This is a genomic window from Arthrobacter arabinosi, assembly GCF_054511115.1.
In genome coordinates this window covers 411903-437296 of record NZ_JBTNDF010000001.1, presented here as the reverse complement: position 1 = coordinate 437296, position 25394 = coordinate 411903, and the positions used below count along the sequence as shown (strand labels likewise).

Here is a 25394-nt window from a genome sequence, read left to right as displayed (position 1 = left end):
ACGGCGGTCGTGCCGCCGTCGACCGCCGCCACGGCGGGTCCGCGGGGACCGACGTCGGCCGACCGGCGCGGGACGGCCGCTGGGCCCGTTCCGGCGGTCCAACGAACGGACCGGGGAAGGCGTGCCCGCTAGAACCCCAGCTTGACCAGCTGCTTGGGATCCCGCTGCCAGTCCTTCGCCACCTTGACATGCAGGTCGAGGTAGATCCGCGTCCCGAGGAGGGCCTCGATCCCCCGGCGTGCGTTCGTGCCGACTTCCCTGAGCCGCGCGCCCCCCTTGCCGATGATGATCGCCTTCTGGGACGGGCGTTCGACGTAGAGGTTCACGTGGACGTCGAGCATGGGGTTGTCCTCGCTGCGCCCCTCCCTGGGGATCATCTCCTCCACGACGACGGCGAGGGAGTGCGGGAGTTCGTCCCGGACACCCTCGAGGGCGGCCTCGCGGACCAGTTCGGCCACCATGACGGCCTCCGGTTCGTCCGTCAGCTCGCCGTCCGGGTAGAGCACGGGCGATGCGGGCATGTGCCTGCTGAAGACCTCCGCGACGGTGTCCACCTGGAACCCGTCCGCGGCGGAGACGGGCACGATGTCCGCCCATCCGTCGGGGCCCGCGACGTCCGTGCCGAGCTTCGCGACGGCCAGGAGCTGGTCGGTGAGGGCCCGCCGGTCCACGAGGTCCGTCTTGGTGACGACGGCGATCAGCGGCTTGCGGTTGAGCCGGGCGAGCTGCTCGGCGATGAAGCGGTCGCCGGGGCCGATCTTCTCGTTGGCGGGCAGGCAGAATCCGACGGCGTCCACCTCGGAGAGGGTGTCGGCGACGAGGTCGTTGAGCCGCTGCCCCAGCAGGGTGCGGGGGCGGTGGAGCCCGGGTGTGTCGACGAGGACGATCTGCGAGTCCTCGCGGTTCACGATCCCCCGGATGGTGTGGCGGGTGGTCTGCGGCTTCGCCGACGTGATCGCAACCTTCTGCCCCACGAGGGCATTCGTGAGGGTCGACTTGCCCGCGTTCGGTCGTCCGACGAGCGAGACGAATCCTGCCCTGTGCTCAGCGTCGCTCATTGTCAGCCTCAATCGTCTCTCGTTCGTCCTGCTCTGCGTGCTCGGGGGGTAGGCGGTGGGCGATCACGTGGGAGACCCTGTTGCGCCGGCCCTCCATGCGCTCGGCCCGCAGACCGATACCGTCAATTGTGACCTCTGATCCGACGATCGGCACCCTGCCCAGCGTCTTGGCCAGCAGGCCGCCGACGGTGTCCACCTCTTCGTCGTCGAGGTCGAGACCGAACAGCTCGCCGAGGTCGTCGATACCCATGCGCGCGCTCACCCGGTACTCGCCGCCGTCGAGCTGTTCCTGTTCGGGCACCTCGGAGTCGTACTCGTCGACGATCTCGCCCACGATCTCCTCGATGAGGTCCTCGAGGGTGACCAGGCCCGCGGTACCGCCGTATTCGTCGATGACGACGGCGACGTGCGTCGATTCGCGCTGGAGTTCGCGCAGCAGGTCCCCGACGGGCTTGGACTCGGGGACGTAGCGCGCGGGCCGGCATTCGACGTCGACGGGCCGGGACAGGTTCGACGCCGGCCGGCCGTGGAGGTTGGCGACGACGTCCTTCAGGTACAGCAGCCCCCGGATGTCGTCCGAACTCTCCCCGATCACCGGGATGCGGGAGTAGCCGGAGCGGAGGAAGAGGGACATGGCCTGGCTGAGCGTGGAGCCGGACTCGATCGTGACCATGTCGGTGCGCGGGACCATGACGGAGCGGACCTTGGTGTCGCCGAGTTCGAACACCGAGTGGATGAGCTCCGCCTCGTTGTCCTCGATCATCTCGGCGTCGGACGCACGGGAGAGGAGCTCGCGGAACTCCTCCTGCGTGAAGAACGCGGCTTCCTCGCGGTCGGCACCCGGCGTGATGGAGCTGCCGATGCGCACGAGCCAGCGCGGGATCGGTCCGAGGATCGCGCAGAGGAAGGACACGAGCCCGGCAGTCAGGCGGACGACGGCGGGGGCGTGGGAGCGGCCGAGCTGCCGGGGGGACACGCCGACGATCACGAAGCCGATGCAGGCCATCACCGCGGTGGCGAGGAGGCCTGCCAGCCAGATGTTGTCGAGCAGGTCGTGGAAGAGGATGGCGACGGCGACGGCACCGGCCATCTCGAACCACACCCGCCAGAAGCGGAGGGCGTGCATGTGGGCGACGGGGGCGTCGAGGATCCGTCGGATCGAATGCGTCCGCGATTCCTGGACGAGTGCCTCGCCCTCCTGGCGCGGGAGGTAGCTGAACGCTGCCTCCGCGGCCGTGACGAGGGCAGCGATGAGCGCGAAGAACAACCCCATCAGCGCGAGGAGCCAGACCGTCAAGCGCGTGTCTCCCGGGGTGCGTCGCCGCCGAGGAAGTCGGACAGGAGCTGGCGCTGCAGGCCGAACATCTCCTTCTCCTCCTCGGGTTCCGCGTGGTCGTAGCCGAGGAGGTGCAGGACCCCGTGCGTGGTCAGCAGCAGCAGCTCGTCGTTGGTGCTGTGTCCTGCTGCCGCGCCCTGGGACGCTGCGACCTCCGGGCACAGGACGATGTCGCCGAGGAGCCCGGCGGGGGTCACCCGGCCGGGCGTCCCCGGCCGCAGTTCGTCCATGGGGAAGGAGAGCACGTCGGTGGGACCCGGCTCGTCCATCCACTCGAGGTGCAGCTTCTCCATCGCCGCCGTGTCCACGAGGATGATCGAGAGTTCCGCCTCGGGGTGGATGAAGAGCGATTCGAACAGGAAGTTGGCCAGGCGCACGAGGGACGCCTCGTCGGCGTCGTGCCCGGACTCGTTGTTGACCTCGACGCTCATCGGACGGCCGTCGGGCGGCTGGACCGTGCCTGGGCGGCGCGCTGGTCCTCGTCCCACGCGCCGTAGGCGCTCACGATGTCCCCGACGAGCCGGTGCCGGACGACGTCGGACGCGTCCAGTTCGCTGAAGTACACGTCGTCGACGTCGCGCAGGATGTCGCTGACGACGCGCAGCCCCGAGCTCGTGCCGCCGGGCAGGTCGACCTGCGTGATGTCGCCCGTGACGACCATCTTCGAGCCGAACCCCAGGCGCGTCAGGAACATCTTCATCTGCTCCGGCGTGGTGTTCTGGGCCTCGTCGAGGATGATGAACGCGTCATTGAGCGTACGCCCGCGCATGTAGGCGAGCGGGGCGACCTCGATGGTCCCCGCCGCCATCAGCCGCGGGATGGAATCGGGGTCCATCATGTCGTGGAGCGCGTCGTACAGGGGACGCAGGTAGGGGTCGATCTTGTCGTTGAGCGTGCCCGGCAGGAACCCGAGGCGCTCCCCCGCCTCCACGGCGGGTCGCGTCAGGATGATCCGGTTGACCTCCTTGTGCTGCAGCGCCTGGACGGCCTTGGCCATCGCGAGGTAGGTCTTGCCGGTGCCCGCCGGACCGATGCCGAACACGATGGTGTTGCGGTCGATCGCGTCGACGTAGGTGCTCTGGTTCAGCGTCTTGGGCCGGATCGTCCTGCCCCGGGAGGAGAGGATGTTGACGGACAGGACCTCCGCCGGGCGGGCCGCGCTCTGGGTCTTCAGCATGGTGACCAGCTGCTCGAGGACCTGGGGCGAGACCGGGGCGTTGTTGGCGGCCATCGACCGGATCTCGTCGACGAGCCGTTCGGTCCGCAGCACATCGGCCGAGGGACCCGTGATGGTCAGCTCGTTCCCGCGGGCGTGGAGGCCGACGCCGGGGAACGAGTCCTCGATCAGCCGGAGCGCCTCGTCGTTGGAGCCCAGCGCCTGCACCATCTGCTCCGTCGAGTCGAAGAGGAACATCCTGGTGTCGAGTCCTGCCGCATTGATGCCTGGTGAAGAATCGCTCATATCCCGGCCGTCCGGCCTTTGATCGCCCCTTGCGTGAATCGTGGTGTCCGGAGCGTGGTGTCCGGGGTGTGGTGTCCGGGGTATGGTACCCGGAGTGTCGTGCTGGTGGTCCTGTCCCGCGCGGAAGGCAGGGACATCCATCGTACCCCGTCGCACCTGTGTCGCGCCTGTGCCGGCCCTCTGTCCAACACGTGCCGGGCCCGCTTGATTCCCCCGGATCCGCCGGAATGCAAGCGGTTTCTCGGGGTCCGCCCCTGCTCCCGTGTCGATTCCGCGCTTCCGTCGCGAATCGGCCACGGCTTCGTATCGATCAGGTTTCAGTCGTCGCGTGCGTCCGGATTCGACCGGGAAGCGCTCCCGCGCTGTGCCAAGCTGAAACAGGTCCGCCACCGGCGCGCGCCGCCGTGGGCGACCCCCGGCCGGCACCGCCGGCGATGCTGCGGCGGACTCGAGACCCGCACGATCCGCACCAGCATCGACCCGCGCGCGCCCGACGGAAGGAGGCAGGCATGAACCACCAGGACCCCCTGAAGAAGAACCGGCTGGGGCTCGGCGGCATCCTCCTGGTGTCCGGGAGCGTGCTGGTCGGCAGCGGCGCCCTGCTCCTGCCCGACCTCGGGCCGCGCTCGGGCAATGCGCAGCTGGCTCCCCTTCCGGATCCCGCCGCGACGGCGGCTGCCGACGCTGAGCCGACCCCCTCGCCGGAGGCCATGACGGGACCGAGCGCGGGTCCCTCGGAGGCCGTGCAGCCGCTGGTGCCCGTCTACTGGCTCGGGGCCGACGACGGCGCCGAGCGGCTCTTCCGCGAGTACCTCCCGACGCCCGAGGATTCGACGGGCGACCCGATCGCGGACGCCGTCCGGATCATGGCCGCCGGGCGGCCGCTCGATCCCGACTACCACTCGTCCTGGCGCGCGGCGTCCCGGGTCAGCTCGTCCGTCTCGACGAAGAACGTCATCACCCTCGACCTCTCCTCCGACGCCGTGTCACCGCGCCTGGACGAGGGGCAGGCACGGCTCGCGCTGCAGCAACTGGTGTACACGGCGACGGCTGCCGCCTCGCATGCAGGGCTCATCGCGGGCGGCGAGGCCAGCTCCGTCGTCGTCCTCGTCGACGGCGCGGCCGACCAACGAGCGTTCGGCGCCGTCGATCTGGGCGGCGAATGGACGCGGGACGCCGAGAGCATCGCGCCGCTGTGGATCATCGACCCGCAGGACGGCGTGCAGGTGGACTCCGGGAACCTCACCGTCCACGGGGTCGGCCCGGCCTCGGAGGACGCGCTGGCCTGGCGCATCGACCGCAGCACGGATGGCTCCGCGAAGGGCGGCACCGAACTCTTCCGGGACGGCTCCGTGGACATCTCCCCCGAGGACGGGGCGCCGGGCGCCTACTCGTTCGCCGTGACCCTGCCCCCGGGCCGGTACGAGGTCACCGTGTCGGTCCCCTCGACCGAGGGAGCCTCCGGGGACTCGAAGACCGTCGTCGTCCGCTAGCAGCGTGCGGGCTACCAGCGCCCGAGCAGGTGGTTCAGCAGCACCACGGCCGCCGGGCCGGCCGTCGAGGAGCGCAGGACGTGCGGGCCCAGGCGCGCGACCCCGGCCCCGGCGGCGCGCAGCGTCCCCAATTCCGCAGCACTGATCCCACCCTCCGGTCCGACGACGACGGCGGTCGAGGTCGGTCCCCCCGATCCGGCCGCGAGAAGATCGGAGACCTGGTCGGCGAGCGGGAGGTCGGCGTCCTCGTGCAGGACGATCATGCGGTCGACCGCCCCCGCCCACGCGGCCAGCCCCGACGTGTCCAGCACCGCGTGGACCTCAGGCACGAACGAGCGACGCGACTGTTTGGACGCGGCCCGGACGAGCGAGACCCACTTCTGCCGGCCCTTCTCGGCCCTGTCGCCACGCCAGCGGACGATGCTCCGCTCGGCGTGCCAGGGCACGACCGCGTCGACTCCGAGTTCGGTCGCCGCCTCCACGGCCTGCTCGTCGCGACCGCCCTTGGCGAGGGCCTGGACGAGGACCAGCCGATGCTGCGGAGCGGGCTCCTGGCCGGCCGTCTCCACCGCGACCTCGACGGTCCCGTTCCCCACGGCGGTGATCACGCCGCCGATCCGGTAGCCCGCACCGTCGGAGACGTCGAGGCGCTCACCCTCGCCGAGGCGGCGGACGGTGGCGGCATGGCGCCCCTCGTCCCCGCCGAGCACGAAGACGCCGCCCGGGGCCGCGGCGCGGACCGCCTCGGCCGGCCCGAAGAACAGGGGACGCGTCATGGTCAGCGGTTTCCGAGCCGCTCCCGCAGGCGGGCGAAGACGCCGGAGCCGCTGCTGGCGAGCTGTCCGTCGGTGTACTCCTCGTTGCGCAGTTCCGCGAGCCTGCGCAGGAGCTCCTCCTGCTGCGGGTCCACGTTGCGCGGTGTCTCGACGTTGAGGTGGACCCGGAGGTCTCCCCTGCCCTGGCTCCGCAGGTGCGTGACGCCGAGGCCCCGCAGGGTCAGGATCTCGCCGGGCTGGGTGCCGGGCTTGATGTCCAGCTCCTGGTCGCCGTCGTAGGTGTCCAGGTGCACCGTGGTACCGAGCGCCGCGGCGGTCATCGGCACGCTCAGGGTCACGTGCAGGTCGTCGCCGTCGCGGAGGAAGGTGGAGTCGGTGGCGACGCGGATCTCGACATACAGGTCGCCCTGCGGTCCGCCGGCCGTTCCGGCCTCACCCTGGCCGGCCAACTGGATGCGCGTGCCGGTGCTCACACCTGCCGGTACCTTGATGGTCAGGGTGCGGCGGGCACGCACGCGGCCCTCGCCGCTGCACTCGTGGCAGGGGCTGGGGATGACGGTGCCGAAGCCCTGGCAGGTGCCGCAGGGGGCGCTCGTCATGACCTGGCCGAGGATCGACCGCACGGCGCGCTGGACCTGACCCGAACCGCCGCAGATGTCGCAGGTGCGCGGGGAGGTGCCGGGCTGGCAGCAGCTGCCGTCGCACGTGGGGCACACCTCGGCGGTGTCCACCTCGATCTTCTTGTTGACGCCGAACACCGCGTCCTTCAGGTCGATGCGCACGTTGATGAGCGCATCCTGACCACGACGCGTCCGCGACGGAGCCGCGGACTGCTGACCGCCGCCCCCGCCGAAGAAGGTCTCGAAGATGTCCTGGAAGGCGAAACCCGAGCCCGAGTACCCCGCGCCGTAGCCGCTGTCCGTCCCGTTCTCGTTGCCTGTGGTGTCGTACACCCGCCGCTTCTGCGGATCGGACAGCACCTCGTAGGCGTGGCTGACACGCTTGAACTCCTCCGACGCGTCCGGCCCCTCGTTCACGTCGGGGTGGAGCTTCCGGGCGAGCTTGCGGTACGCCTTCTTGATTTCCTCCCCGGTCGCACCCTGCGCTACACCGAGGACCTCATAGTGATTACTCACTCGTGCACATCACTTCCTGTTGGACGTCTGTCATCTGCTCGCCGGCTGCACCGGCGGAAAGGCCATGGACGGTTTCGGCGCCGCTATCGACAACCCCGGACCGCTGCCCCGCTATTCCTCGAGGATCCTCGAGAGGTAGCGGGCGACGGCGCGCACCGCCGCCATCGTCGTCGGATAGTCCATCCGGGTGGGGCCGAGGATCCCGAGCTTCGCTCCGGCATCCGGGCCGTATCCTGTGGCCACCACGGAGGCCTCCGACAGCCCCCCGTAGGGATTCTCGCTCCCGATCCGCACCGAGATGCCGCGCGCGTCGTATTCCATCTCCGACAGCAGCCGCAGCATGACCACCTGCTCCTCGAGCGCCTCCAGGACGGGGCCGATGCTCAGCGGGAAGTCCCCGGTAGAGCGGGCCAGGTTGGCCGTCCCGGCGAGCAGGATGCGGTCCTCCCGCCCGAGCCCGGCAAGCTGCTCGAGGGCCCTGACGATCGTACCCCCGTGGGCGCGCAGCCCCGGGGGGAGCTTGGAGAGGGCGACGCCGAGCTCGCCGGGGAGCGCCGTGAGCTTCACGCCGGACACGGCGGACAGGATGCGCTGCTTGAGCTCCGCGAGCTCCGACTCCTCGATCTCCGCCGGCGTCCGGACGATGCGCTGCTGCACGGTGCCGTTCGTGGCGATCAGGACCGCGAGGATCTGCTGCGGAGCCAGCTGGACGAATTCGATGTGCCGCACCGCGGCTCCGCCGACGCGCGGGAACTGGACCACCGCCACCTGGTTGGTGAGCTGCGCGAGCAGCCTCACCGTGCGGTCCATGACGTCGTCGAGGTCCTCGGCGCCCTCGAGCAGGGTCTGGATGGCCTTCTTCTCCGGCGCGGACAGCGGTTTCACCTCGGAGATGCGGTCCACGAACAGGCGGTACCCCTTGTCGGTGGGGATGCGCCCGGAGCTCGTGTGCGGGGCGGTGATCAGGCCCTCCTCCTCGAGGACCGCCATGTCGTTGCGGATGGTGGCGGAGGAGACGCCGAGCCGGTGGCGGTCCACCAGGGCCTTGGACCCTACGGGCTCCCTGGAGTGGACGTAGTCCTCGACGATGGCCCGGAGCACCTCAAGGCGTCGCGGTTCACTCATTCCTGTGTCACCTCCGGATCTGTTCCTCTTCCCACGGGTACGTGCGGCGGCTGGTTCCCGGTCGTTAGCACTCGACACGCGCAAGTGCCAAGTCTAGTACGTCCGCTGCGATTGTTAGCATTGGGATCCCGGGCTGCGGCAGACCGCCGGAGCCCCTGTGGGAAGGACGGACCCGGGATGGACCACGGCTGGGGAGCCCGCGACCTGGCGGCTCCGAAGCGGGTAGGACTCGCCGATGTCCCCGTCGAGAAGGACATGGTGCTCGAGGACGTCCAGAGCGGGTTCGTCGGCGCGGTGGTCCGGGTGGAGAAGTCCGGCGGGCTGCACGTGATGGTGCTCGAGGACCGCCGCGGCAAGACCCGGACGTTCAGGCTCGGCCACGGCTTCCTCCTCGAGGGCCGGCCCGTGCACGTCGTCGCGCCCGTCCCCGGCGGGTCCCGCACCGCCGCTCCTGCCGCCCGCACCGCCTCCGGCTCCGTGCGGGTGGAGAACGCGCGGGCCAGGACCGCCCGAGCCAGCAGGATCTGGGTGGAGGGCCAGCACGACGCCGAACTCGTCGAGAAGGTGTGGGGCGACGACCTCCGCCTGGAGGGAATCGTCGTCGAACCGTTGCACGGCGTCGACGACCTCGAAGGCGCCATCCGCGCCTTCGGACCGGGCCCGCAGCGCAGGCTCGGGATCCTCGTGGACCACCTGCTCCCGGGCACCAAGGAGTACCGGATCGCGCAGCAGGCGATGACCGCCCCCGGGGCCCGGGGCAACGTGCTGATCGTCGGCCACCCCTACGTGGACGTCTGGCAGGCGGTCAAGCCGGCCGCGCTGGGCCTGGCGGACTGGCCCGTCGTCCCCCGCCACCAGGACTGGAAGACGGGCATCCTGGCCGGTCTCGGCTGGCCCCACCACGACAAGGCCGCCGTGGCCAACGGATGGAAGCGCATCCTCGGCCGGGTCAGCAGCTACGCGGATCTCGAGCCCTCGCTGCTGGGGCGGGTCGAGGAAGTGATCGACTTCCTCACCGCGACTCCCGGCAGCCCCTGAGCCGACCGGAGCCTGCCACCCCGTATCCTTGGAGCACACTCCGGGGGAACATTCTCGACAGCCAGCAAAGGACTTGACGTTGTTCAACACCGCCGACCAACAGCACCACGGACGGGGCGAGTCGCAGCCCGCGTTCGAAGGCACTCCGGCGAACGCGCTTCCGCTGACGGCATCGGAAGACCGCCAGTTCGCCACGCTGGCCCACTTCGGGGGGATCCTCGGCTTCATCCCGTCCCTGCTGATCTTCCTGATCTTCAAGGATCGCGGCCCCTTCACGGCCCAGGAGTCCAAGGAGGCGCTGAACTTCACGCTCCCTCCCACAATCCTCGCCCTGCTGGCCTGGCTGCTGTCGCTCCTGCCGGTCGTCGGCGCGGTGTTCGCGGTGCTGAACGCCCTGATCTGGGTGACGATCACCATCTTCTCGGTCAATGCCGGGATCCAGGTCAATCGCGGGCGCCCCTACCGCTACGCGCTGAACCTGCGTCTCATCCGCTGAGCCCCTCCCGGCCGGTCCGCCCGACCCGCGCCCGACGCGTCAGTCGGGCAGCAGCCTGCGCACGACGGCGTCGGCGAGCAGTCGGCCCCTGAAGGTCAGGATCACGCGGCCCGCGAAGGCCGCGGCAGGCTCCACGAGTCCGTCGGCGATCAGCCCGGCGACCGCACGGCGTCCCCCCGCAGTGAGGGTCTCGGTGGCGAGGCCCTCCCGCAGGCGCACCCGCAGCATCACGTCCTCGACGTAGCGGTCCCCGTCCGACAGGATCTCCCGGCCCGCGGCCGGGGACCGACCGGCGGCGAGGGCGTCGGCGTAGGGGCGGGGGTGCTTCACGTTCCACCAGCGGGTCCCCCCGACGTGCGAGTGGGCACCCGGGCCCGCTCCCCACCAGTCGCTACCGCGCCAGTAGGCCAGGTTGTGCCGGCAGGCGTCCTCGGGGGTGCGCGCCCAGTTGCTGACCTCGTACCACTGCAGGCCGCCCTCGGTGAGCAGCTCGTCCGCGAGGGCGTACTTGTCGGCGTGGTCGTCGTCGTCGATCGGCGGCACCTGGCCCCGGCGGATCCGTGCTGCCAGGCGTGTCCCGTCCTCGATGATGAGGGCGTAGGCGGAGATGTGGTCAGGCCCGTAGGACAGCGCCGTGGCCAGGGAGACCCGCCAGTCCTCCAGCGACTCCCCCGGCGTGCCGTAGATCAGGTCGAGGCTGACCTTCAACCCGGCCTCCCGGGCCCACTCCACGGCCTGCGGGACGCGGTCCGGTGCATGGGTGCGATCGAGCACGGCCAGGACGTGGGGCACGGCGGACTGCATGCCGAAGGAGACCCGCGTGAAGCCGGCCGCCCTGAGGATGCGCAGCGACTCCGGTGTGACCGAGTCCGGGTTCGCCTCGGTGGTCACCTCGGCGTCGGGCGCCAGGCCCCACTGGTCGCGGGCGGCCGTCAGGATGGACGCGAGGTCCTCCGCGGGCAGGAGCGTGGGCGTGCCGCCTCCGAAGAAGACCGTCTCCAGCGGCCGGGCGGGCACCCCGGACGCCTCCAGCGCCTGCGCCCCGAGGGCGAGTTCGGCGAGGACCGAACCGGCGTACGCGTCCTGGGAGGCGCCGCCGCCGAGCTCGGTGGCCGTGTACGTGTTGAAGTCGCAGTACCCGCACCGGACGGCGCAGAACGGGATGTGGACGTAGAGGCAGAACGCGCGGTCCTGGGCACCCTCGGCCGCGGAGGACGGCAGGACGCCGTCCTCCGGCGCCGGCAGGCCGAGCGGCAGTGCGCTAGGCATGAGGCGCCGTCCGCGCCGACCCGAGGCTCATCACTTCTTGGCTTTGTCCTTGGACTCGTCGGAGGACAGGGCCGCGATGAATGCTTCCTGCGGGACTTCCACGCGCCCCACCATCTTCATGCGCTTCTTGCCTTCCTTCTGCTTCTCGAGCAGCTTGCGCTTGCGCGTGATGTCACCGCCGTAGCACTTCGCCAGGACGTCCTTGCGGATGGCGCGGATGCTCTCGCGGGCGATGATGCGGGCCCCGATCGCCGCCTGGATGGGCACCTCGAACTGCTGGCGCGGGATCAGCTCGCGCAGCTTGCCCGTCATCATCACGCCGTAGGCGTAGGCCTTGTCGCGGTGGGTGATGGCGCTGAAGGCGTCGACCTGCTCGCCCTGCAGGAGGATGTCCACCTTGACGAGGTCGGCCACCTGGTCGCCGTCGGCCTTCCAGTCGAGGGACCCGTACCCGCGGGTCTTGGACTTCAGGAGGTCGAAGAAGTCGAAGACGATCTCCGCCAGCGGCAGCCGGTAGCGGATCTCGACGCGGTCCTCGGACAGGTAGTCCATGCCTCCGAGCACGCCGCGGCGCTGCTGGCACAGCTCCATGATGGCGCCGATGAACTCCGACGGCGCGAGGATGGTGGCGGACACCATGGGTTCGCGCACCTCGGCGATCTTGCCCACGGGGTACTCGCTGGGATTGGTGACCTTGACGGCGCGCTTGTCCTCGAGGGTGACCTCGTACTCCACGTTCGGCGCGGTGGAGATGAGGTCGAGGTTGTACTCCCGCTCGAGGCGCTCGCGCGTGATCTCGAGGTGCAGCAGTCCGAGGAAGCCGACACGGAAGCCGAAGCCCAGCGCTGCGGACGTCTCGGGCTCGTAGACGAGGGCGGCATCGTTCAGGGTGAATTTGTCGAGGGCGTCGCGCAGCACGGGATAGTCCGTGCCGTCGAGCGGGTAGAGGCCGGAGAACACCATGGGCTTGGGGTCCTGGTAGCCCCCGAGCGACTCCGCGGCCGGTTTGGCGAGGTTGGTGACGGTGTCGCCCACCTTCGACTGGCGGACGTCCTTCACCCCGGTGATGAGGTAGCCCACCTCGCCTACGCCGAGGCCCTTGGACGGCGTCGGCTCGGGCGAGCTGACGCCGATCTCGAGCAGCTCGTGGCTGGCCCGGGTGGACATCATCTGGATGCGCTCGCGCGGGCTCAGCTTGCCGTCGACCACCCGCACGTACGTGACGACGCCCCGGTACGTGTCGTACACCGAGTCGAAGATCATGGCGCGGGCGGGTGCATCCGGGTTGCCGGTGGGCGCCGGGAGGTCACGGACGATCTTGTCCATGAGCACCTCGACCCCCATGCCGGTCTTGCCGGAGACCCTCAGCACGTCCTCCGGCTCTCCTCCGATCAGGCTCGCGAGTTCCGCCGCGTACTTCTCGGGCTGGGCGGCCGGGAGGTCGATCTTGTTGAGGACCGGGATGATCGTGAGGTTGTTCTCCATGGCGAGATAGAGATTCGCGAGGGTCTGTGCCTCGATGCCCTGCGCCGCGTCGACGAGCAGGATCGCACCCTCGCAGGCCGCGAGCGAGCGGGACACCTCGTAGGTGAAGTCGACGTGTCCGGGGGTGTCGATCATGTTCAGCGCGTAGGCGGTGCCGTCGACCTCCCAGGGCAGGCGGACCGCCTGGGACTTGATGGTGATGCCGCGCTCGCGTTCGATGTCCATCCGGTCGAGGTACTGCGCCTTCATGTCCCGCTGCTCGACGGCACCGGTGAGCTGGAGCATGCGGTCGGCGAGCGTGGACTTCCCGTGATCGATGTGGGCGATGATGCAGAAATTCCTGATGATCGCCGGATCGGTGGCGGCAGGCACCGGAGCGGTGCGGGCCATGGGTGACACGTAGCTTCCTCACTCTTGCGGAACAGGTACGACGGCGGGGCGCGGACCGCGGGTGCGGGGCGCCGGTCCGCGGCAGCCTCCCCCAGTGTCCCACGACGCCGCTCGGCTCCGGCAATCCCGCGCGCCGTCCGCTGGTCGACCCGCCGACAGTCCGGCCCGCTGCCGCTCACGCCGGCCGCTGCTGTCCGGCGCTCACCCCGGCCGGGGCGCGTCAGGGCGTGGTCGCTAGGATCTCAGCATGGGTATCACCGTGCAGTCGCTCCTGTCCCTGGCGAGCCGCGTCGTCCGGGCCGTGTCCCGACCCAGCGCGGGCACCGAGCGGCAGGACGCCCCGTCCCTGCGCCGCCCCGGCGGAGGACGCACCACCCAGTCCGGCACCGCCGCGGACCGTCGCCGGACGGCCCTGCTCGCGTACTCCCCCACCGCGGACGGCAAGCCCGATCCGGGGGAGATCGTGTGGACGTGGGTGCCGTTCGAGGACGACCCGTCCCGGGGCAAGGATCGCCCGGTGCTGCTGGTCGGCCGGGAGGGTGGCGCCCTGCTCGGGCTGATGCTCACGAGCCGGGACCGCACCAACAGTGCCGGCCACGACGGTCGCTACGTCGACATCGGGGCCGGTGCGTGGGATCGGCAGGCGCGCCCGAGCGAGGTGAAGGTGGACCGTCTGCTCCGCATCCAGCCCGGCACCATCAGGCGGGAGGGCGCCGTCCTGCCCCGCCCCCGCTTCGAGCGGGTGGTCGCCGCGATCCCCGAGCACCTGCTGGGCTGACCTCAGGGCGCCCCGGGACAGCGTTCGCGCCGTGACCGGGACCGCCGGCCGACGCCCGGCCGCTCGGGTTGCGGGCGGGTTTCTGCTAACCTGTATAGCTGTGTGTCCGCGCAGGTCTTCGGGCACTTTGGCCGATCGCCACACGGTATCCCCACGCCGCTCAGTCTTCGGTTGGCCGAACTACCCTCACGACCAGTCCGCAATACAAAGAAAGTTCTCATACGTGGCAAATATCAAGTCCCAGAAGAAGCGCATCCTCACCAGCGAAAAGGCGAGGCAGCGTAACAACTCGGTGAAGTCCGAGCTCAAGACCGCCATCCGCGCCGTGAACACGGCCGTCGAGGGTGCGGACAAGGATGCTGCCGCTACGGCGCTGCAGGCTGCAAGCCGCAAGCTCGACAAGGCTGTCACCAAGGGTGTGCTGCACAAGAACAACGCAGCGAACCGCAAGTCCGCGATCTCCAAGAAGGTCAACGCGCTCTAAGCTGCGGAACCTCTGCTGAAGGGCCGGCTCCTGACGGGGCCGGCCCTTCAGCGTTAAGCCGGGCGGCGACGGGCCGGGGGCTGCCGCTCAGCCCTCGGCGAGGGCGATGACCGGCCCTCCACGGGGCTGCCGCTCAGCCCTCGGCGAGGGCGATGACCGTGACGGCGCGTTCCACCGCATAGACGGGGTCGCGGGACTCCCCCTTCACCTGGGCGTCGGCTTCCGCGAGGGCGCGGACGCAGCGGGCGAGGGCATCGGAGCTGAATCGCTGCGCTTCCTTCCGCGCCTGGTCCACCTGCCACGGGGCCATGCCCAGTTCCTTGGCGAGCTGTATCGAGGAGCCCCGGACGCCGTGGACCTTGGCCACGGCCCGCACCTTCATCGCGAGGGCCGCGACGATGGGCACCGGATCGGCACCCGTCGCCAGGGCGTGGCGGAGCATCGACAGCGCCTGCGCGGTGCGTCCGGCCAGGGCGGCGTCGGCCACCTTGAAGCCCGTCGCCTCGATGCGTCCCGCGTAGTACTGCTCCACGGTCCCGACGGAGACCTCGCCGGCGTGGTCGGCCATGAGCTGCTGGCAGGCGGCCGCGAGTTCCGGCAGCTGCGACCCGACGGCCGCGACGAGGGCCCGGACGGCCTCCGGCTCGATGCGTCGGCGCGCGAGCCGGAATTCGGTGGTGACGAACTCGGCCTTCTCGGTGTCCTTCTTCAGCGGCTGGCAGTCGACGACGGTGGCACGGGCCGCCTTGACGGCATCGAGCAGCTTCTTGCCGCGGTTGCCCCCCGAATGGCGCAGCACCAGCACCACATCGGGCGCCGGGTCCTCGAGATAGGCCAGCGCATCGACCAGGAAGGCGTCGCTCATCTGCGCCAGCCCGGCCACCTCGATGATCTTCCACTCCCCGAAGAGCGACGGGCTCGCCTGCATCGCGAGGTGACCGGCTTCGTAGGATGCCGCGTCGAAGCGCACGAGTTCGGCGTCCGGCTGCGCGGTCCTGACCTGCTGCCGGATCGACTCGGCTGCCTTGGACGCGAGGTAGTCCTCCGGGCCCGCGAGCAGCACGACGCCCGCCGGCCGGACGTCACGCCAGGAGGCCGCCTGCTGGGGGGCGCCGCTGGTCCGGCCGGTCGATGATCTCGTTGCCACGTGGCGGAGTTCCTTCCTTCGAAACACCTCCTACTGTCGCACGGCGCCGACGCGCCTCAAAGTCGTCCACCGTCCGGTCCGGGCGGCGTCATCGGAGCGGCCGGACCTCGACGGTCGTGCCGACGACGTCGACCGTGAAGGACCCCAGTTGGTCCGTGCGCACCGTGGCGATCCCGGCGCGGGCGAGCGCGTCGAGGATGCTCTGGTGGGGGTGGCCGTAGTCGTTGCCCTCGCCCGCGGAAATGAGCGCAAGGCGAGGGCCGACCGCCTCGATCAGCTCCGTGCCCCCGTTGCTGGCTCCGTGGTGGGCGATCTTGAGGACGTCGACCCCCCGGTCCGCCAGACCCGGCTCCGAGCGGAGCAGCGCCGCGGCGGCGTCCTCCTCCAGGTCTCCGGTCAGGAGGATCCTGAGCGGGCGGCCGGCGGACGGCACCACGACGTCGAGGACCGCGCTCGCGTTGTTCTCCTCCGCACGGTCGGGCCCGTCGGTCGGCCAGAGGACGTCGATCTGCAGCGGGGCGAGGTCGAGGCTGGTGGAGCTGTCCAGCCGATGGGGTTCCACCCCGCTCGCCCCGGCGGTCGCGGCCACCACCCCCGGGAGGCCGTCCTCACCGGTGGAGTAGTAGAGGGTGGAGAGGGTTCGGCCGCGGAGGGTGCCCTCGATGCCGCCGTAGTGGTCGTCGTGCAGGTGCGTGAGCACGAGGGCGTCGATCACCTCCACCTGCAGGGCGTCGAGGCAGCGGTCCATGGCGTCCGGGTCCGGCCCCGCGTCCACGACGAGCGCGTGCCCGGGCGTCGTCTGCAGCACCAGGCCGTCGCCCTGCCCGACGTCGCACATCGCGAGGTCCCACGCCCCGGCCGCCGGCGCAGTCCCCTTGCGGACCACGACGGCGACGACGAGGAGCAGGACCATGACGGCGAGGACGACCGGGAGCCTGTGACGGGTCCGGGCGCCGTCGGGTGACGGTCCGGTCCCGATGGGAGGCCGGCGACGGCCGGACGGGCCACCCCGGGCGGCAGGAGGCACCCGCCGTGCCAGGACCAGGAGGGTGGTCAGCGACACCAGCGCCGCCGCTCCCGCTCCAGGCGCCCCCGGGATCCACGGCAGCGCTGCACCCGGACCGGTGGACAGTGCATCGGCCACCCCTGCCACCCACCGCGTCCCCCACTGGCCGGCGCCGATCAGCGGCGGGGCCAGGGCCGGCACGCCGACGAGCGCCAGGACCGCGAGCATGCCCAGCAGGGTGATCGCGGGGACGGCCGGCGCAGCGAGGACGTTCGCGGGCAGCGAGTACAGCGGCAGCGTGGGCTGGATCAGCACGAGGATCGGCGTGCAGAACAGCTGCGCCGTCAGCGGGATCGCCAGCAGCTGCGCGACGACGCGCGGCATCACCCGCTGGAGGGTCTCCGATACGCGCGGACCGGCGGTGATGAGCCCGAGTGTCGCTGCGACGGAGAGCAGGAATGCATAGGACACGGACAGCCAGGGATCCGTGGCGAGCAGGATGATGACGGACACCAGCAGGAGGGTCAGTGACACCCTGCCCCGCCCTGACAGGACGGCCGCAACGCCGATGGCGCCCATCACCGCGGCACGGAGGACACTCGGCTCGGGCCGGACCAGCATCACGAACCCCACGAGGGCCAGAACAGCACCGACGGCCGCCGGCAGTCGCGGCGTGCGCGCGAGACGCAGCGCCAGGAACGCGAAGGCGACGACATAGGAGCAGTTCGCACCGCTCACGGCCGTCAGGTGCGTCAGGCCGGTCGTCTTCATGGCCTCCGCCAGGCCGGGATCCAGACCCGTCCTGTCACCGAGCACCATACCCGGGAGCAGTCCTCCGTCGCGGCCGTCGCGCCGCGACAGCTCGCGGAAGGAGGACCTCAGGTCATCGGTGTAACGCAGCCAGCCGTCGGCCTCGTCGACCGCTGGTGCGCCGGCGGGCAGGAAGACAGCCGTCGCCCGGCCCAGGCGGTCGGACGGTCTCGCGGTCCCCAGCACGCGCACCGTCTCTCCGGTCCCGACGCCGGCCCACTGTTCCGGGGCGAGCACGACGACCGGCGTCGTCGAGGCGAACTGCTGCCCCCGCAGGACGCCCCCCAGGACGTCGGCGTCCACCAGATAGCGGTTGCCGCCGCCGAAAGCGCCGGGCGGCAGGAGGGTCGGCTCGCCCGAGATCCGCAGGATCGCCGTGAAGGGTACCCCGGCCTCCACCGCGCGGTCGACCGGTCCGGCCTCGGCCCGGGCGAGGCTGCCGCCGGCGGCCAGCAGGACGAGGGCCAGTGCAGCAGTCGGCGGGAGGGCCTGCGCCGGCACCACCATCCACGTCGGCGCGCGCCCGCCCGGGGCGAGGAGGAGCAGGCACCCGAGGAGGAGACCCGCGGCGCACGCGAGGAGGCCTCCCGCCGTCGCGCCCGGCGCTCCGCCGTGGATGGCGATGACCGAGGCGACCCACGCGGCCGCCGCGGCTGGCACGAGCCGGAGGTCGCCTCCCCATCGTGGGGGTCGCCGACCGTGCGGGCCCGCCCCGGACTGCCGGTCCCCTCGCCCTGGCGCGGGAGCCGAGGCGCCGCCCGCTCCCGCGCTTCCGCTCACCGGACCTCGATGAGGGGCAGGATCCCCTCGAGCAGCGCGGGGCCGATACCGGGCACGGCATCGACGTCGGAGGCCTGGCCGAACGGCCCGTGCTCGTCGCGCCAGTCGATGATGCGCTGCCCGAGCACCGGTCCGACCCGGGGCAGTGATTCGATCTCGGCCAGCGTGGCGGTGTTGATGTCGATGATCCCCGGAGGTGCGGCGCCATCACGGGAGCTGTCGGCAACCCCGTCGGTGCCCCGGCCCTGGACTGCGGGTGCGGGCACCGGCGGTTCCGCTCCCGCCGGGCGCGGCTCCTCCCCGATTTCGAGCACGTGGATGTGCTGGCCGTCCGTGGGGATGCCGGCGAGATTGATTCCTTCGAGGTCGGCCTCCGGGAGGGCGCCGCCCGCGCGCTCGATGACGTCGACGAGGCGCGTGCCCGCGGGAATCGTCACGACGCCGGGTGCCGCCACCGCCCCGGTCACGTACACGATCACCGGTCCGTCCCCTGCGTCGGCACCGGGCGCTGGGGCGTAGCCCGCCCGGGCCCCTCGAGGCGGGCTCCCCTCCGACGAGGAGTCCTCGGCCCCGCCCGGATCCTCCTCCGCAGCGGTCCGACCGGCGGCGCCCTGACCACCTTCGGCGGAACTCGAACCGGAGCCGGCGTCCGCCGGATCGGAGCCGCCATCCGTGCGACCCGGGGGGCCGGCGTCGAGCTGCACCGACACCGCGGCTGCAGACGGCTCCGAGCTGCGGACGAGGAACAGCGCTGCTCCGACGGCCAGGGCGACGCCGAGGAACACCAGCGCTGCCGAGCGCGCGACACGCCACTGGAGGGCCCCGGCACGGGGCAGCTCGCCGTCGCCGTCCTGGTCGGCAGGATCGTCGTCGTACCGGGTAACGGTGGGTAGGAAGACGCCCCCCTGGTCCGCCGGCGCGTGGTCCTCCCGGTCGGGGAGGGGCTTGGCATCCCACCCGGCGGGACCGCGGTCTCCCCGACGGCCGCGGAGCCCGGCGAGCCCGCGCGACGAAGGAGTGGAGGGCGGCGAAGGAGTGGAGGGCGGCGAAGGAGTGGAGGGCGGTGGAGGAGCGGAGGGCTGCGGAGCCCGGGCGTCCCCGGCTGTCGGCCATCGGTGCTTTCCCATGCGGCCACCCTAGGAAGAGGGCGTCACGCGCCCGGGCACCGGAACCGCTATGTGGACATCTCCGGTCGGCTCGCGCGCCCTCAGGGGAGGCCGGGCTGCTCCGCGCTGACGGTGACGGCGACGACGCCGAGGCCGGCGTGTGCGGCGAGGACCGCGGGGCAGGGCGCCAGGGAGACCCGTCCGGCTCCGACGCTCGACGCGAGCCGCTCGCCGAGGGCCGCAGCCTCGTCCTCGTTGCCGAAGTGGTGCACCGTCAGCAGGGACCCCCCGCTGCGGCGCGCGACGTCCGCCTCGGCCAGTTCCTGGAGCCGCTGAAGCCCCTTCGCCGCCGACCGCATCCGTTCCAGCGGCACCAGGCGTCCGCCCTGCACATGGAGGATGACCCGCACGGACAGCAGGGTCCCGAGCCACCCAGCGGCGCCCGAGACCCGTCCCCCGCGCCGCAGCTGGTCGAGGCTGGGGACGTAGAAGTAGAGCGCCGAGCCGCGTGCTGCGATCGCCGCGGCTGCCGCTGAGGCCTGCAGGTCTCCGCCGCTGCGTGCGGTCCCGAGGGCGGCGAGGGCGGCCCGGCCCTGCGCCATGCCGGCCGTCCGCGTGTCGATGACCTCGACGGGGAGCGTCGCCCGGGAGGCCGCGAGGCGCGCCGCGTCCGCCGTCCCGGACAGCAGGCCCGAGAGGTGCACGGACACGATGCCGTCGAATCCGTCGCGCTCGAGCCGGCCGTACAGCCCGTCGAACTGGCCGGGCGACGGCCGGGACGTGCGCACGTCCGCGCCCGCGGCGAGGGCCAGCATCAGCGGCGCCGTGACGTCGTCGTGTTCGCCGGTGAGGATGTCGTCGCCGACGAGCACGGGCATAGGGACCACCTCGATCCCCTCGGCGGGCGCCCCGGGCAGCCCCCAGCCGGGCGGGAAGCCCGCGGCGGAGTCGGTGACCACGGCTACACGCATCACGCGATCCCGGTTCCTGGGCCTGCCGCCGCCCGGCTCATCGGCACCTCATCAGGCGGGGACGATGTTGACCAGTTTGGGCGCGCGCACGATGACCGTCCGCACGTCGCGACCGTCGAGGACGCGCTGCACCTGCTCGCTGGCCAGTGCCAGCTCGCGGAGGGCGGCCTCGTCGATGTCCGGGGAGACCGTCAGGCGGTCGCGCACCTTGCCCTGCACCTGCACCACGGCGACCACGCTGTCCTGGGTCAGCAGCCCCGGGTCGACGGAGGGCCAGCCCGCCGTGGCCACGGTCGCCTCGTGTCCGAGCCGCTCCCACAGGTCCTCGGCCGTGTAGGGCGCGAACAGGCTCAGGATGACGGCCACGGCCTCTGCGGCCTCGCGGACGGCCGGATCCGCACCGCCCACCCCGGAGTCGATCGCCTTCCGCGTCGCGTTGACGAGTTCCATGAGCTTGGCGATGACGACGTTGAACTTGTTCGCCTCCATCAGTTCGGAGGCGTCCGCGACGGTCCGGTGGGTCACCGAGCGCAGCGCCCGGTCCCCCGCCGACGGGTCCGTGCCGACCCCGCTCGTCACGTCCCCGCCGAGCCGCCACGCACGGGCCAGGAACTTCGCGGAGCCCGACGGCGAGACATCCGCCCAGTCGACGTCGTCCTCGGGGGGCGATGCGAACACCATGGTGAGACGGACGGCGTCGACGCCGAAGCGGTCCAGCTGCTCGCCGAGGTCCACGCCGTTACCGAGGGATTTACTCATGGCCTTGCCGCCGTTGAGCACCTGGCCCTGGTTGAGCAGGGCGCTGAAGGGCTCGGTGAAGCCCACCATGCCGAGGTCGAACAGCACCTTGGTGAAGAAGCGGCTGTAGAGCAGGTGGAGGATGGCGTGCTCGACGCCGCCTACGTACTGTCCCACCGGCAGCCAGCGGTTGACCGCCTCGGTGTCGAAGGGGGCGGTCTCCAGGTCCGGGTCGATGAACCGCAGGTAGTACCAGGACGAGTCCACGAAGGTGTCCATGGTGTCGGTGTCGCGGGTCGCCGCGCCCCCGCAGGACGGGCACGCCACGTTGACCCACTCCTCGACGGCGGCCAGCGGCGAGGTCCCCTTGGGCGCGAGTGACTCCCCGCGGAGGCCCTCCGGCAGCGTGACGGGCAGCTGGTCGTCGGGGACCGGCACCTCTCCGCAGGCCGGGCAGTGGATGATCGGGATCGGCGTCCCCCAGAACCGCTGACGCGACAGCAGCCAGTCGCGCAGGCGGTAGTTGATGGTGTGCTCGCCGGTGCCCTGCTCCTCGATCAGCTCGACGGCGCGGCGGACGGCGGTCGGCTTGTCGAGGCCCGTCAGCTCCCCGGAGTTGACGAGGGTTCCTTCTCCCGTCGTCGCGATCCCGGAGACGGCCGCGTCCTCGGCGCCGGTGTCGACGACGGTGCGGACCGGCAGCCCGAACGTGCGCGCGAAGTCGAGGTCGCGCTGGTCGTGCGCGGGTACGGCCATGATCGCGCCGGTGCCGTAGTCGGCCAGCACGTAGTCCGCAGCCCACACGGGCAGTTTCTCGCCGTTGAGGGGGTTGACGGCGTACCGGCCCGTGAAGACGCCGGTCTTCTCGCGCTCGGTGGCCTGCCGCTCGATCTCCGACAGTCCCTTGACCTGCTCGCGGTACGCCTCGAGGGCCACGCGGTGCTCCGGGGTGACCAGGTCGAGTGCCAGCTCCGCATCCGCGGCGACGACGAAGAAGGTCGCTCCGTACAGGGTGTCCGGGCGCGTCGTGAAGACGGTGACGTCGGTGTCCGGCAGGTCGCCGTCCGCCTCGATCCGGAAGCGGACGTGGGCTCCCTCGGACCTGCCGATCCAGTTGCGCTGCATGGCGAGGACGCGCTCCGGCCAGTGGCCCCTGAGCTGTTCCATGTCATCGAGCAGGCGGTCCGCGTAGTCCGTGATCTTGAAGTACCACTGGTTCAGGCTCTTCTTGGTGACCAGAGTCCCGCAGCGGTCGCAGGCGCCGTTGATGACCTGCTCGTTCGCCAGTACCGTCTGGTCCTTCGGGCACCAGTTCACCGGCGAGTCCCGGCGATACGCCAGGCCCTTCCGGAAGAACCGCACGAACAGCCACTGCGTCCAGCGGTAGTACTCGGGATCCGAGGTGTGCAGCCTGCGGCTCCAGTCGGCGCTGATCGCGTAGCGGCGGAAGGAGTTCGCCTGCGTCTCGATGTTCGCGTACGTCCACTCCGCAGGATGCGCGTTGCGCTTGATCGCCGCGTTCTCGGCGGGTAGTCCGAACGAGTCCCAGCCGATGGGGTGCAGGACGTCGAAGCCCTTCTGCCGGTAGAAGCGCGCGGCGACGTCGCCCATGGCGAACGCCTCGGCATGGCCCATGTGGAGGTCGCCCGACGGGTAGGGGAACATGTCCAGCACGTAGCGCCGCTCACGCGACCCGTCGTCGGCCGGAGCGAATGCCTGGAGCCTGTCCCAGACCGCCGGCCACTTCGCCTCGATGGCCGAGAAATCGTAGGTGGTGTCGTCCGGCGGAGCGACCTCGGGGTTGATGCTCACAGTATGTTGACCTGTCCTGTCGGTGGAACGTGGTTCTGCGGTGGTGCTTCGCTGCCTGCCCGGCACCGCGGGCCGCTGCCTGACCGGGTGATCACGCACGGCCGCCCTGCCCCGGACACACAAAAGCCCCTCGCAGACGGGAGGGGCTGGCCGCACGGCGGGGACCGTGCGGCTATGTAAGGGGCAGGGCGTGCGGCATGCACCTACTTTAGCAGTGCGCACGCACGGGTGCCCGGCCCGGGGTGCCGGGAAGGGCCGACCCCGGCCCGTCAGCGCGACGGACCGGGGTTGCCTTCGATGTACCGGTGCTAGCGGACGTCCTCGTCGATCCAGTCGAAGGTCTTCGTGACGGCCTTCTTCCACATGCGGAGCTGACGCTCGCGCTCGGCGTCGTCCATGGACGGGTTCCAGCGCTTGTCCTCCGCCCAGTTGGAGGACAGCTCGTCGGTGTCCTTCCAGAAGCCGACGGCGAGCCCCGCGGCGTAGGCAGCGCCGAGTGCGGTGGTCTCCGTGACCTTCGGGCGGATGACCGGGATGCCGAGGATGTCGGCCTGGAACTGCATCAGGGCGTCGTTGGCGACCATGCCGCCGTCCACCCTGAGGTCCTCCATGTTCACGCCGGAGTCGGCGTTGGCCGCGTCCAGCACCTCGCGGGTCTGGAAGGCCGTGGCCTCCAGCGCCGCGCGGGCGATGTGCCCCTTGTTCACGAAGCGGGTCAGCCCGACGATCGCGCCGCGGGCGTCGGAACGCCAGTACGGTGCGAAGAGGCCGGAGAACGCCGGGACGATGTACACGCCGCCGTTGTCGTCGACCGTCCGTGCGAGCTGCTCCACCTCGGGCGCGCTCTTGATGATCCCCAGGTTGTCCCGGAGCCACTGGATGAGCGAGCCGGTCACTGCGATGGAGCCTTCGAGCGCATAGACCGGCTTGGCGTCCCCGAGCTTGTAGCAGACCGTGGTGAGCAGGCCGTTCTTGGAGTGGACGATCTCCTCGCCGGTGTTGACGATCATGAAGTTGCCGGTGCCGTAGGTGTTCTTCGCACCGCCCTTCTCGAACGCCGCCTGACCGAAGGTGGCTGCCTGCTGGTCGCCGAGGATACCGGCGACCGGCACCTCGCGGAGGAGCTGCGAGGTGTGGACGGTGCCGTAGACCTCCGAGGAGGACTTGATCGCGGGCATCATGGAGATCGGGACGCCGAAGTCGGCGAGGATCGACTCGTCCCACGACAGGGTCTCGAGGTCCATGAACAGCGTGCGGGAGGCGTTGGTGACATCGGTGATGTGCACGCCGCCGTCGGTGCCGCCGGTCAGGTTCCAGGTGACCCAGGAGTCCGTGTTGCCGAACAGGAGGTCGCCCGCCTCGGCCTTGGCACGGGCGCCCTCGACGTTGTCGAGGATCCACTTGATCTTGGTGCCGGAGAAGTAGGTGGCCAGCGGGAGGCCGACCTTCTCCTTGTAGCGCTCGACGCCGCCGTCCTTGGCGAGCTCGTCGACGATGTTCTGCGTGCGGGTGTCCTGCCAGACGATGGCGTTGTACACGGCCTGGCCGGTGGTCCTGTCCCAGACGACGGCGGTCTCGCGCTGGTTGGTGATGCCGACGGCGGCGATGTCGTGGCGCGTGAGGTTCGCCTTGGACAGCGCGTTGCCGATGACCTCGCGGGTGTTGGCCCAGATCTCGGCGGGGTCGTGCTCCACCCAGCCGGCCTTGGGGAAGATCTGCTCGTGCTCCTTCTGGCCGGAGGACACGATATCGCCCTTGTGGTCGAACACGATGGCCCGGCTGGAAGTGGTGCCCTGGTCGATGGCGATGACGTACTGCTGCGACATGTCTTACTCCTTCATTGGATGACGTCGTGGAGAAGCGGGCGGCCCGAGGGCCGCCCAATGCGGTAGTCCCTAGGCTGCCGGGGGGAACGACACGAACTGGATGACGATGCCGGCGAGGACACCACCGATGATCGGGCCGACGACCGGGACCCACGCGTACCCCCAGTCGCTGCCGCCCTTGCCCCGGATGGGGAGGATGGCGTGGGCGATACGGGGGCCGAGGTCACGGTTCGGGTTGATGGCGTACCCGGTGGGACCGCCCAGCGAGGCACCGATACCGACGACCAGGAGGGCGACGGCGAGCGGGCCGAGACCGGACGGGGTGCTGCCGAAGGACAGGATCACGAACACGAGCACGAAGGTGCCGATGATCTCGGTGACGACGTTCCAGCCGTAGGAACGGATGGCCGGTCCGGTCGAGAAGACGCCGAGCTTGTTCGCGGGCTCCGGTTCGTCGTCGAAGTGCTGCTTGTAGGCGAGCCAGCAGAACACGGCGCCGAGGATGGAGCCGAGCATCTGCGCTGCGAGGTAGGCCATGGCGTTGATGAAGTTCTTGTCGACGCCGGGGGCGAACTCGGCGACATCGCCGTTCACCCAGAGACCCATCGTGACGGCGAAGTTCAGGTGGGCGCCGGACAGCGCGGCCACGTAGACCCCGGCGAAGACGGCGATCCCCCACCCGAAGTTGACCATGAGAAAACCGCCGTTATTGCCCTTGGTCTTGGCGAGCGCGACATTCGCGACCACACCGGTACCGAGCAGCAACAGCATGAATGTGCCGAATGCTTCGGCAACAAACACGTCCAGAGACATCTTTGACTCCTTTGTCTATTCACTTATCGACGGATGCCGCCGCCTCGACGGCACCCGTT

Annotated in this window: 21 protein-coding genes; 5 read left to right on the top strand and 16 right to left on the bottom strand. The window is 70.8% G+C overall.

Features of this window, described 5'->3' with window-relative positions:
• Positions 1-128: 128 nt before the first annotated feature.
• From era to ACX80P_RS02085, 4 genes are read right to left on the bottom strand one after another with little or no spacing between them, the layout of a single operon-like run.
• The gene (gene era / locus ACX80P_RS02100; protein WP_459276367.1) at positions 129-1058 is read right to left on the bottom strand and encodes a GTPase Era; all 930 of its coding nucleotides are present in this window, start codon (positions 1056-1058) and stop codon (positions 129-131) included.
• Positions 1045-2355 (bottom strand): hemolysin family protein, encoded by a 1311-nt coding sequence (locus ACX80P_RS02095; RefSeq protein WP_459276366.1) that lies wholly within the window; start codon positions 2353-2355, stop codon positions 1045-1047. Before ACX80P_RS02095 ends, era begins: the two co-directional genes overlap by 14 nt.
• Positions 2352-2825, bottom strand: a complete 474-nt coding sequence (gene ybeY, locus ACX80P_RS02090) for an rRNA maturation RNase YbeY (protein WP_459276365.1) — start codon at positions 2823-2825, stop codon at positions 2352-2354. Before ybeY ends, ACX80P_RS02095 begins: the two co-directional genes overlap by 4 nt.
• Positions 2822-3856: a PhoH family protein gene (locus tag ACX80P_RS02085; protein ID WP_459276364.1), complete on the bottom strand. Its 1035-nt coding sequence runs from the start codon at positions 3854-3856 to the stop codon at positions 2822-2824. The genes ybeY and ACX80P_RS02085 overlap by 4 nt, the downstream gene beginning before the upstream one ends.
• Positions 3857-4365: 509 nt before the next feature.
• On the opposite strand from ACX80P_RS02085, the gene ACX80P_RS02080 reads away from it, so the two are divergent.
• Positions 4366-5349, top strand: coding sequence for a GerMN domain-containing protein (locus ACX80P_RS02080; RefSeq protein ID WP_459276363.1), 984 nt, complete (start codon positions 4366-4368; stop codon positions 5347-5349).
• A gap of 11 nt (positions 5350-5360) precedes the next feature.
• On the opposite strand, the gene ACX80P_RS02075 is transcribed toward ACX80P_RS02080, so the two are convergent.
• The 3 genes from ACX80P_RS02075 to hrcA form a co-directional block, all read right to left on the bottom strand.
• A complete protein-coding gene (locus ACX80P_RS02075) occupies positions 5361-6125 on the bottom strand; it encodes a 16S rRNA (uracil(1498)-N(3))-methyltransferase (RefSeq protein WP_459276362.1) in 765 nt (254 codons plus the stop codon).
• A gap of 2 nt (positions 6126-6127) precedes the next feature.
• Positions 6128-7261 (bottom strand): molecular chaperone DnaJ, encoded by a 1134-nt coding sequence (gene dnaJ, locus ACX80P_RS02070; RefSeq protein ID WP_459276361.1) that lies wholly within the window; start codon positions 7259-7261, stop codon positions 6128-6130.
• Between the two features lie 111 nt (positions 7262-7372).
• Entirely contained in the window at positions 7373-8386 is a 1014-nt protein-coding gene (hrcA, locus tag ACX80P_RS02065; protein WP_459276360.1) for a heat-inducible transcriptional repressor HrcA, read from the bottom strand.
• Positions 8387-8563: 177 nt separating this feature from the next.
• Here hrcA and ACX80P_RS02060 point away from each other — a divergent pair, with 177 nt between their 5' ends.
• Positions 8564-9424 carry a DUF3097 family protein gene (locus ACX80P_RS02060; protein ID WP_459276359.1) on the top strand — a complete coding sequence of 287 codons (861 nt, stop codon included), beginning with the start codon at positions 8564-8566 and terminating at the stop codon, positions 9422-9424.
• Positions 9425-9503: 79 nt separating this feature from the next.
• The gene (locus ACX80P_RS02055; protein WP_459276358.1) at positions 9504-9920 is read left to right on the top strand and encodes a DUF4870 domain-containing protein; all 417 of its coding nucleotides are present in this window, start codon (positions 9504-9506) and stop codon (positions 9918-9920) included.
• A gap of 39 nt (positions 9921-9959) precedes the next feature.
• Here the strand turns inward: ACX80P_RS02055 and hemW are convergent, their stop codons facing one another.
• Positions 9960-11189: a radical SAM family heme chaperone HemW gene (gene hemW / locus ACX80P_RS02050; protein ID WP_459276357.1), complete on the bottom strand. Its 1230-nt coding sequence runs from the start codon at positions 11187-11189 to the stop codon at positions 9960-9962.
• A gap of 30 nt (positions 11190-11219) precedes the next feature.
• Positions 11220-13073, bottom strand: a complete 1854-nt coding sequence (lepA, locus tag ACX80P_RS02045; protein WP_459276356.1) for a translation elongation factor 4 — start codon at positions 13071-13073, stop codon at positions 11220-11222.
• A 238-nt stretch (positions 13074-13311) separates the two neighbouring features.
• Between lepA and ACX80P_RS02040 the strand changes: the two genes are divergently transcribed.
• The gene (locus tag ACX80P_RS02040; RefSeq protein WP_459276355.1) at positions 13312-13842 is read left to right on the top strand and encodes a type II toxin-antitoxin system PemK/MazF family toxin; all 531 of its coding nucleotides are present in this window, start codon (positions 13312-13314) and stop codon (positions 13840-13842) included.
• A 223-nt stretch (positions 13843-14065) separates the two neighbouring features.
• Positions 14066-14326, top strand: a complete 261-nt coding sequence (gene rpsT, locus ACX80P_RS02035) for a 30S ribosomal protein S20 (RefSeq protein ID WP_459276354.1) — start codon at positions 14066-14068, stop codon at positions 14324-14326.
• A 133-nt stretch (positions 14327-14459) separates the two neighbouring features.
• On the opposite strand, the gene holA is transcribed toward rpsT, so the two are convergent.
• The 7 genes from holA to ACX80P_RS02000 all read right to left on the bottom strand — a co-directional run bounded on the left by holA (position 14460) and on the right by ACX80P_RS02000 (position 25335).
• Positions 14460-15473, bottom strand: a complete 1014-nt coding sequence (gene holA, locus ACX80P_RS02030) for a DNA polymerase III subunit delta (RefSeq protein ID WP_459276353.1) — start codon at positions 15471-15473, stop codon at positions 14460-14462.
• Positions 15474-15561: 88 nt separating this feature from the next.
• Positions 15562-17949 carry a ComEC/Rec2 family competence protein gene (locus ACX80P_RS02025; protein WP_459276352.1) on the bottom strand — a complete coding sequence of 796 codons (2388 nt, stop codon included), beginning with the start codon at positions 17947-17949 and terminating at the stop codon, positions 15562-15564.
• A gap of 116 nt (positions 17950-18065) precedes the next feature.
• Complete coding sequence (locus ACX80P_RS02020; RefSeq protein WP_459276351.1) at positions 18066-19196, bottom strand: ComEA family DNA-binding protein; 1131 nt, start codon at positions 19194-19196, stop codon at positions 18066-18068.
• An 80-nt stretch (positions 19197-19276) separates the two neighbouring features.
• Positions 19277-20146, bottom strand: coding sequence for a DegV family protein (locus tag ACX80P_RS02015; RefSeq protein WP_459276782.1), 870 nt, complete (start codon positions 20144-20146; stop codon positions 19277-19279).
• A 51-nt stretch (positions 20147-20197) separates the two neighbouring features.
• Positions 20198-22696 (bottom strand): leucine--tRNA ligase, encoded by a 2499-nt coding sequence (gene leuS, locus ACX80P_RS02010; protein ID WP_459276350.1) that lies wholly within the window; start codon positions 22694-22696, stop codon positions 20198-20200.
• Positions 22697-23004: 308 nt separating this feature from the next.
• The gene (gene glpK / locus ACX80P_RS02005; protein WP_459276349.1) at positions 23005-24522 is read right to left on the bottom strand and encodes a glycerol kinase GlpK; all 1518 of its coding nucleotides are present in this window, start codon (positions 24520-24522) and stop codon (positions 23005-23007) included.
• Positions 24523-24591: 69 nt separating this feature from the next.
• Positions 24592-25335, bottom strand: a complete 744-nt coding sequence (locus ACX80P_RS02000) for an MIP/aquaporin family protein (RefSeq protein ID WP_459276348.1) — start codon at positions 25333-25335, stop codon at positions 24592-24594.
• Between the last annotated feature and the right edge of the window lie 59 nt (positions 25336-25394).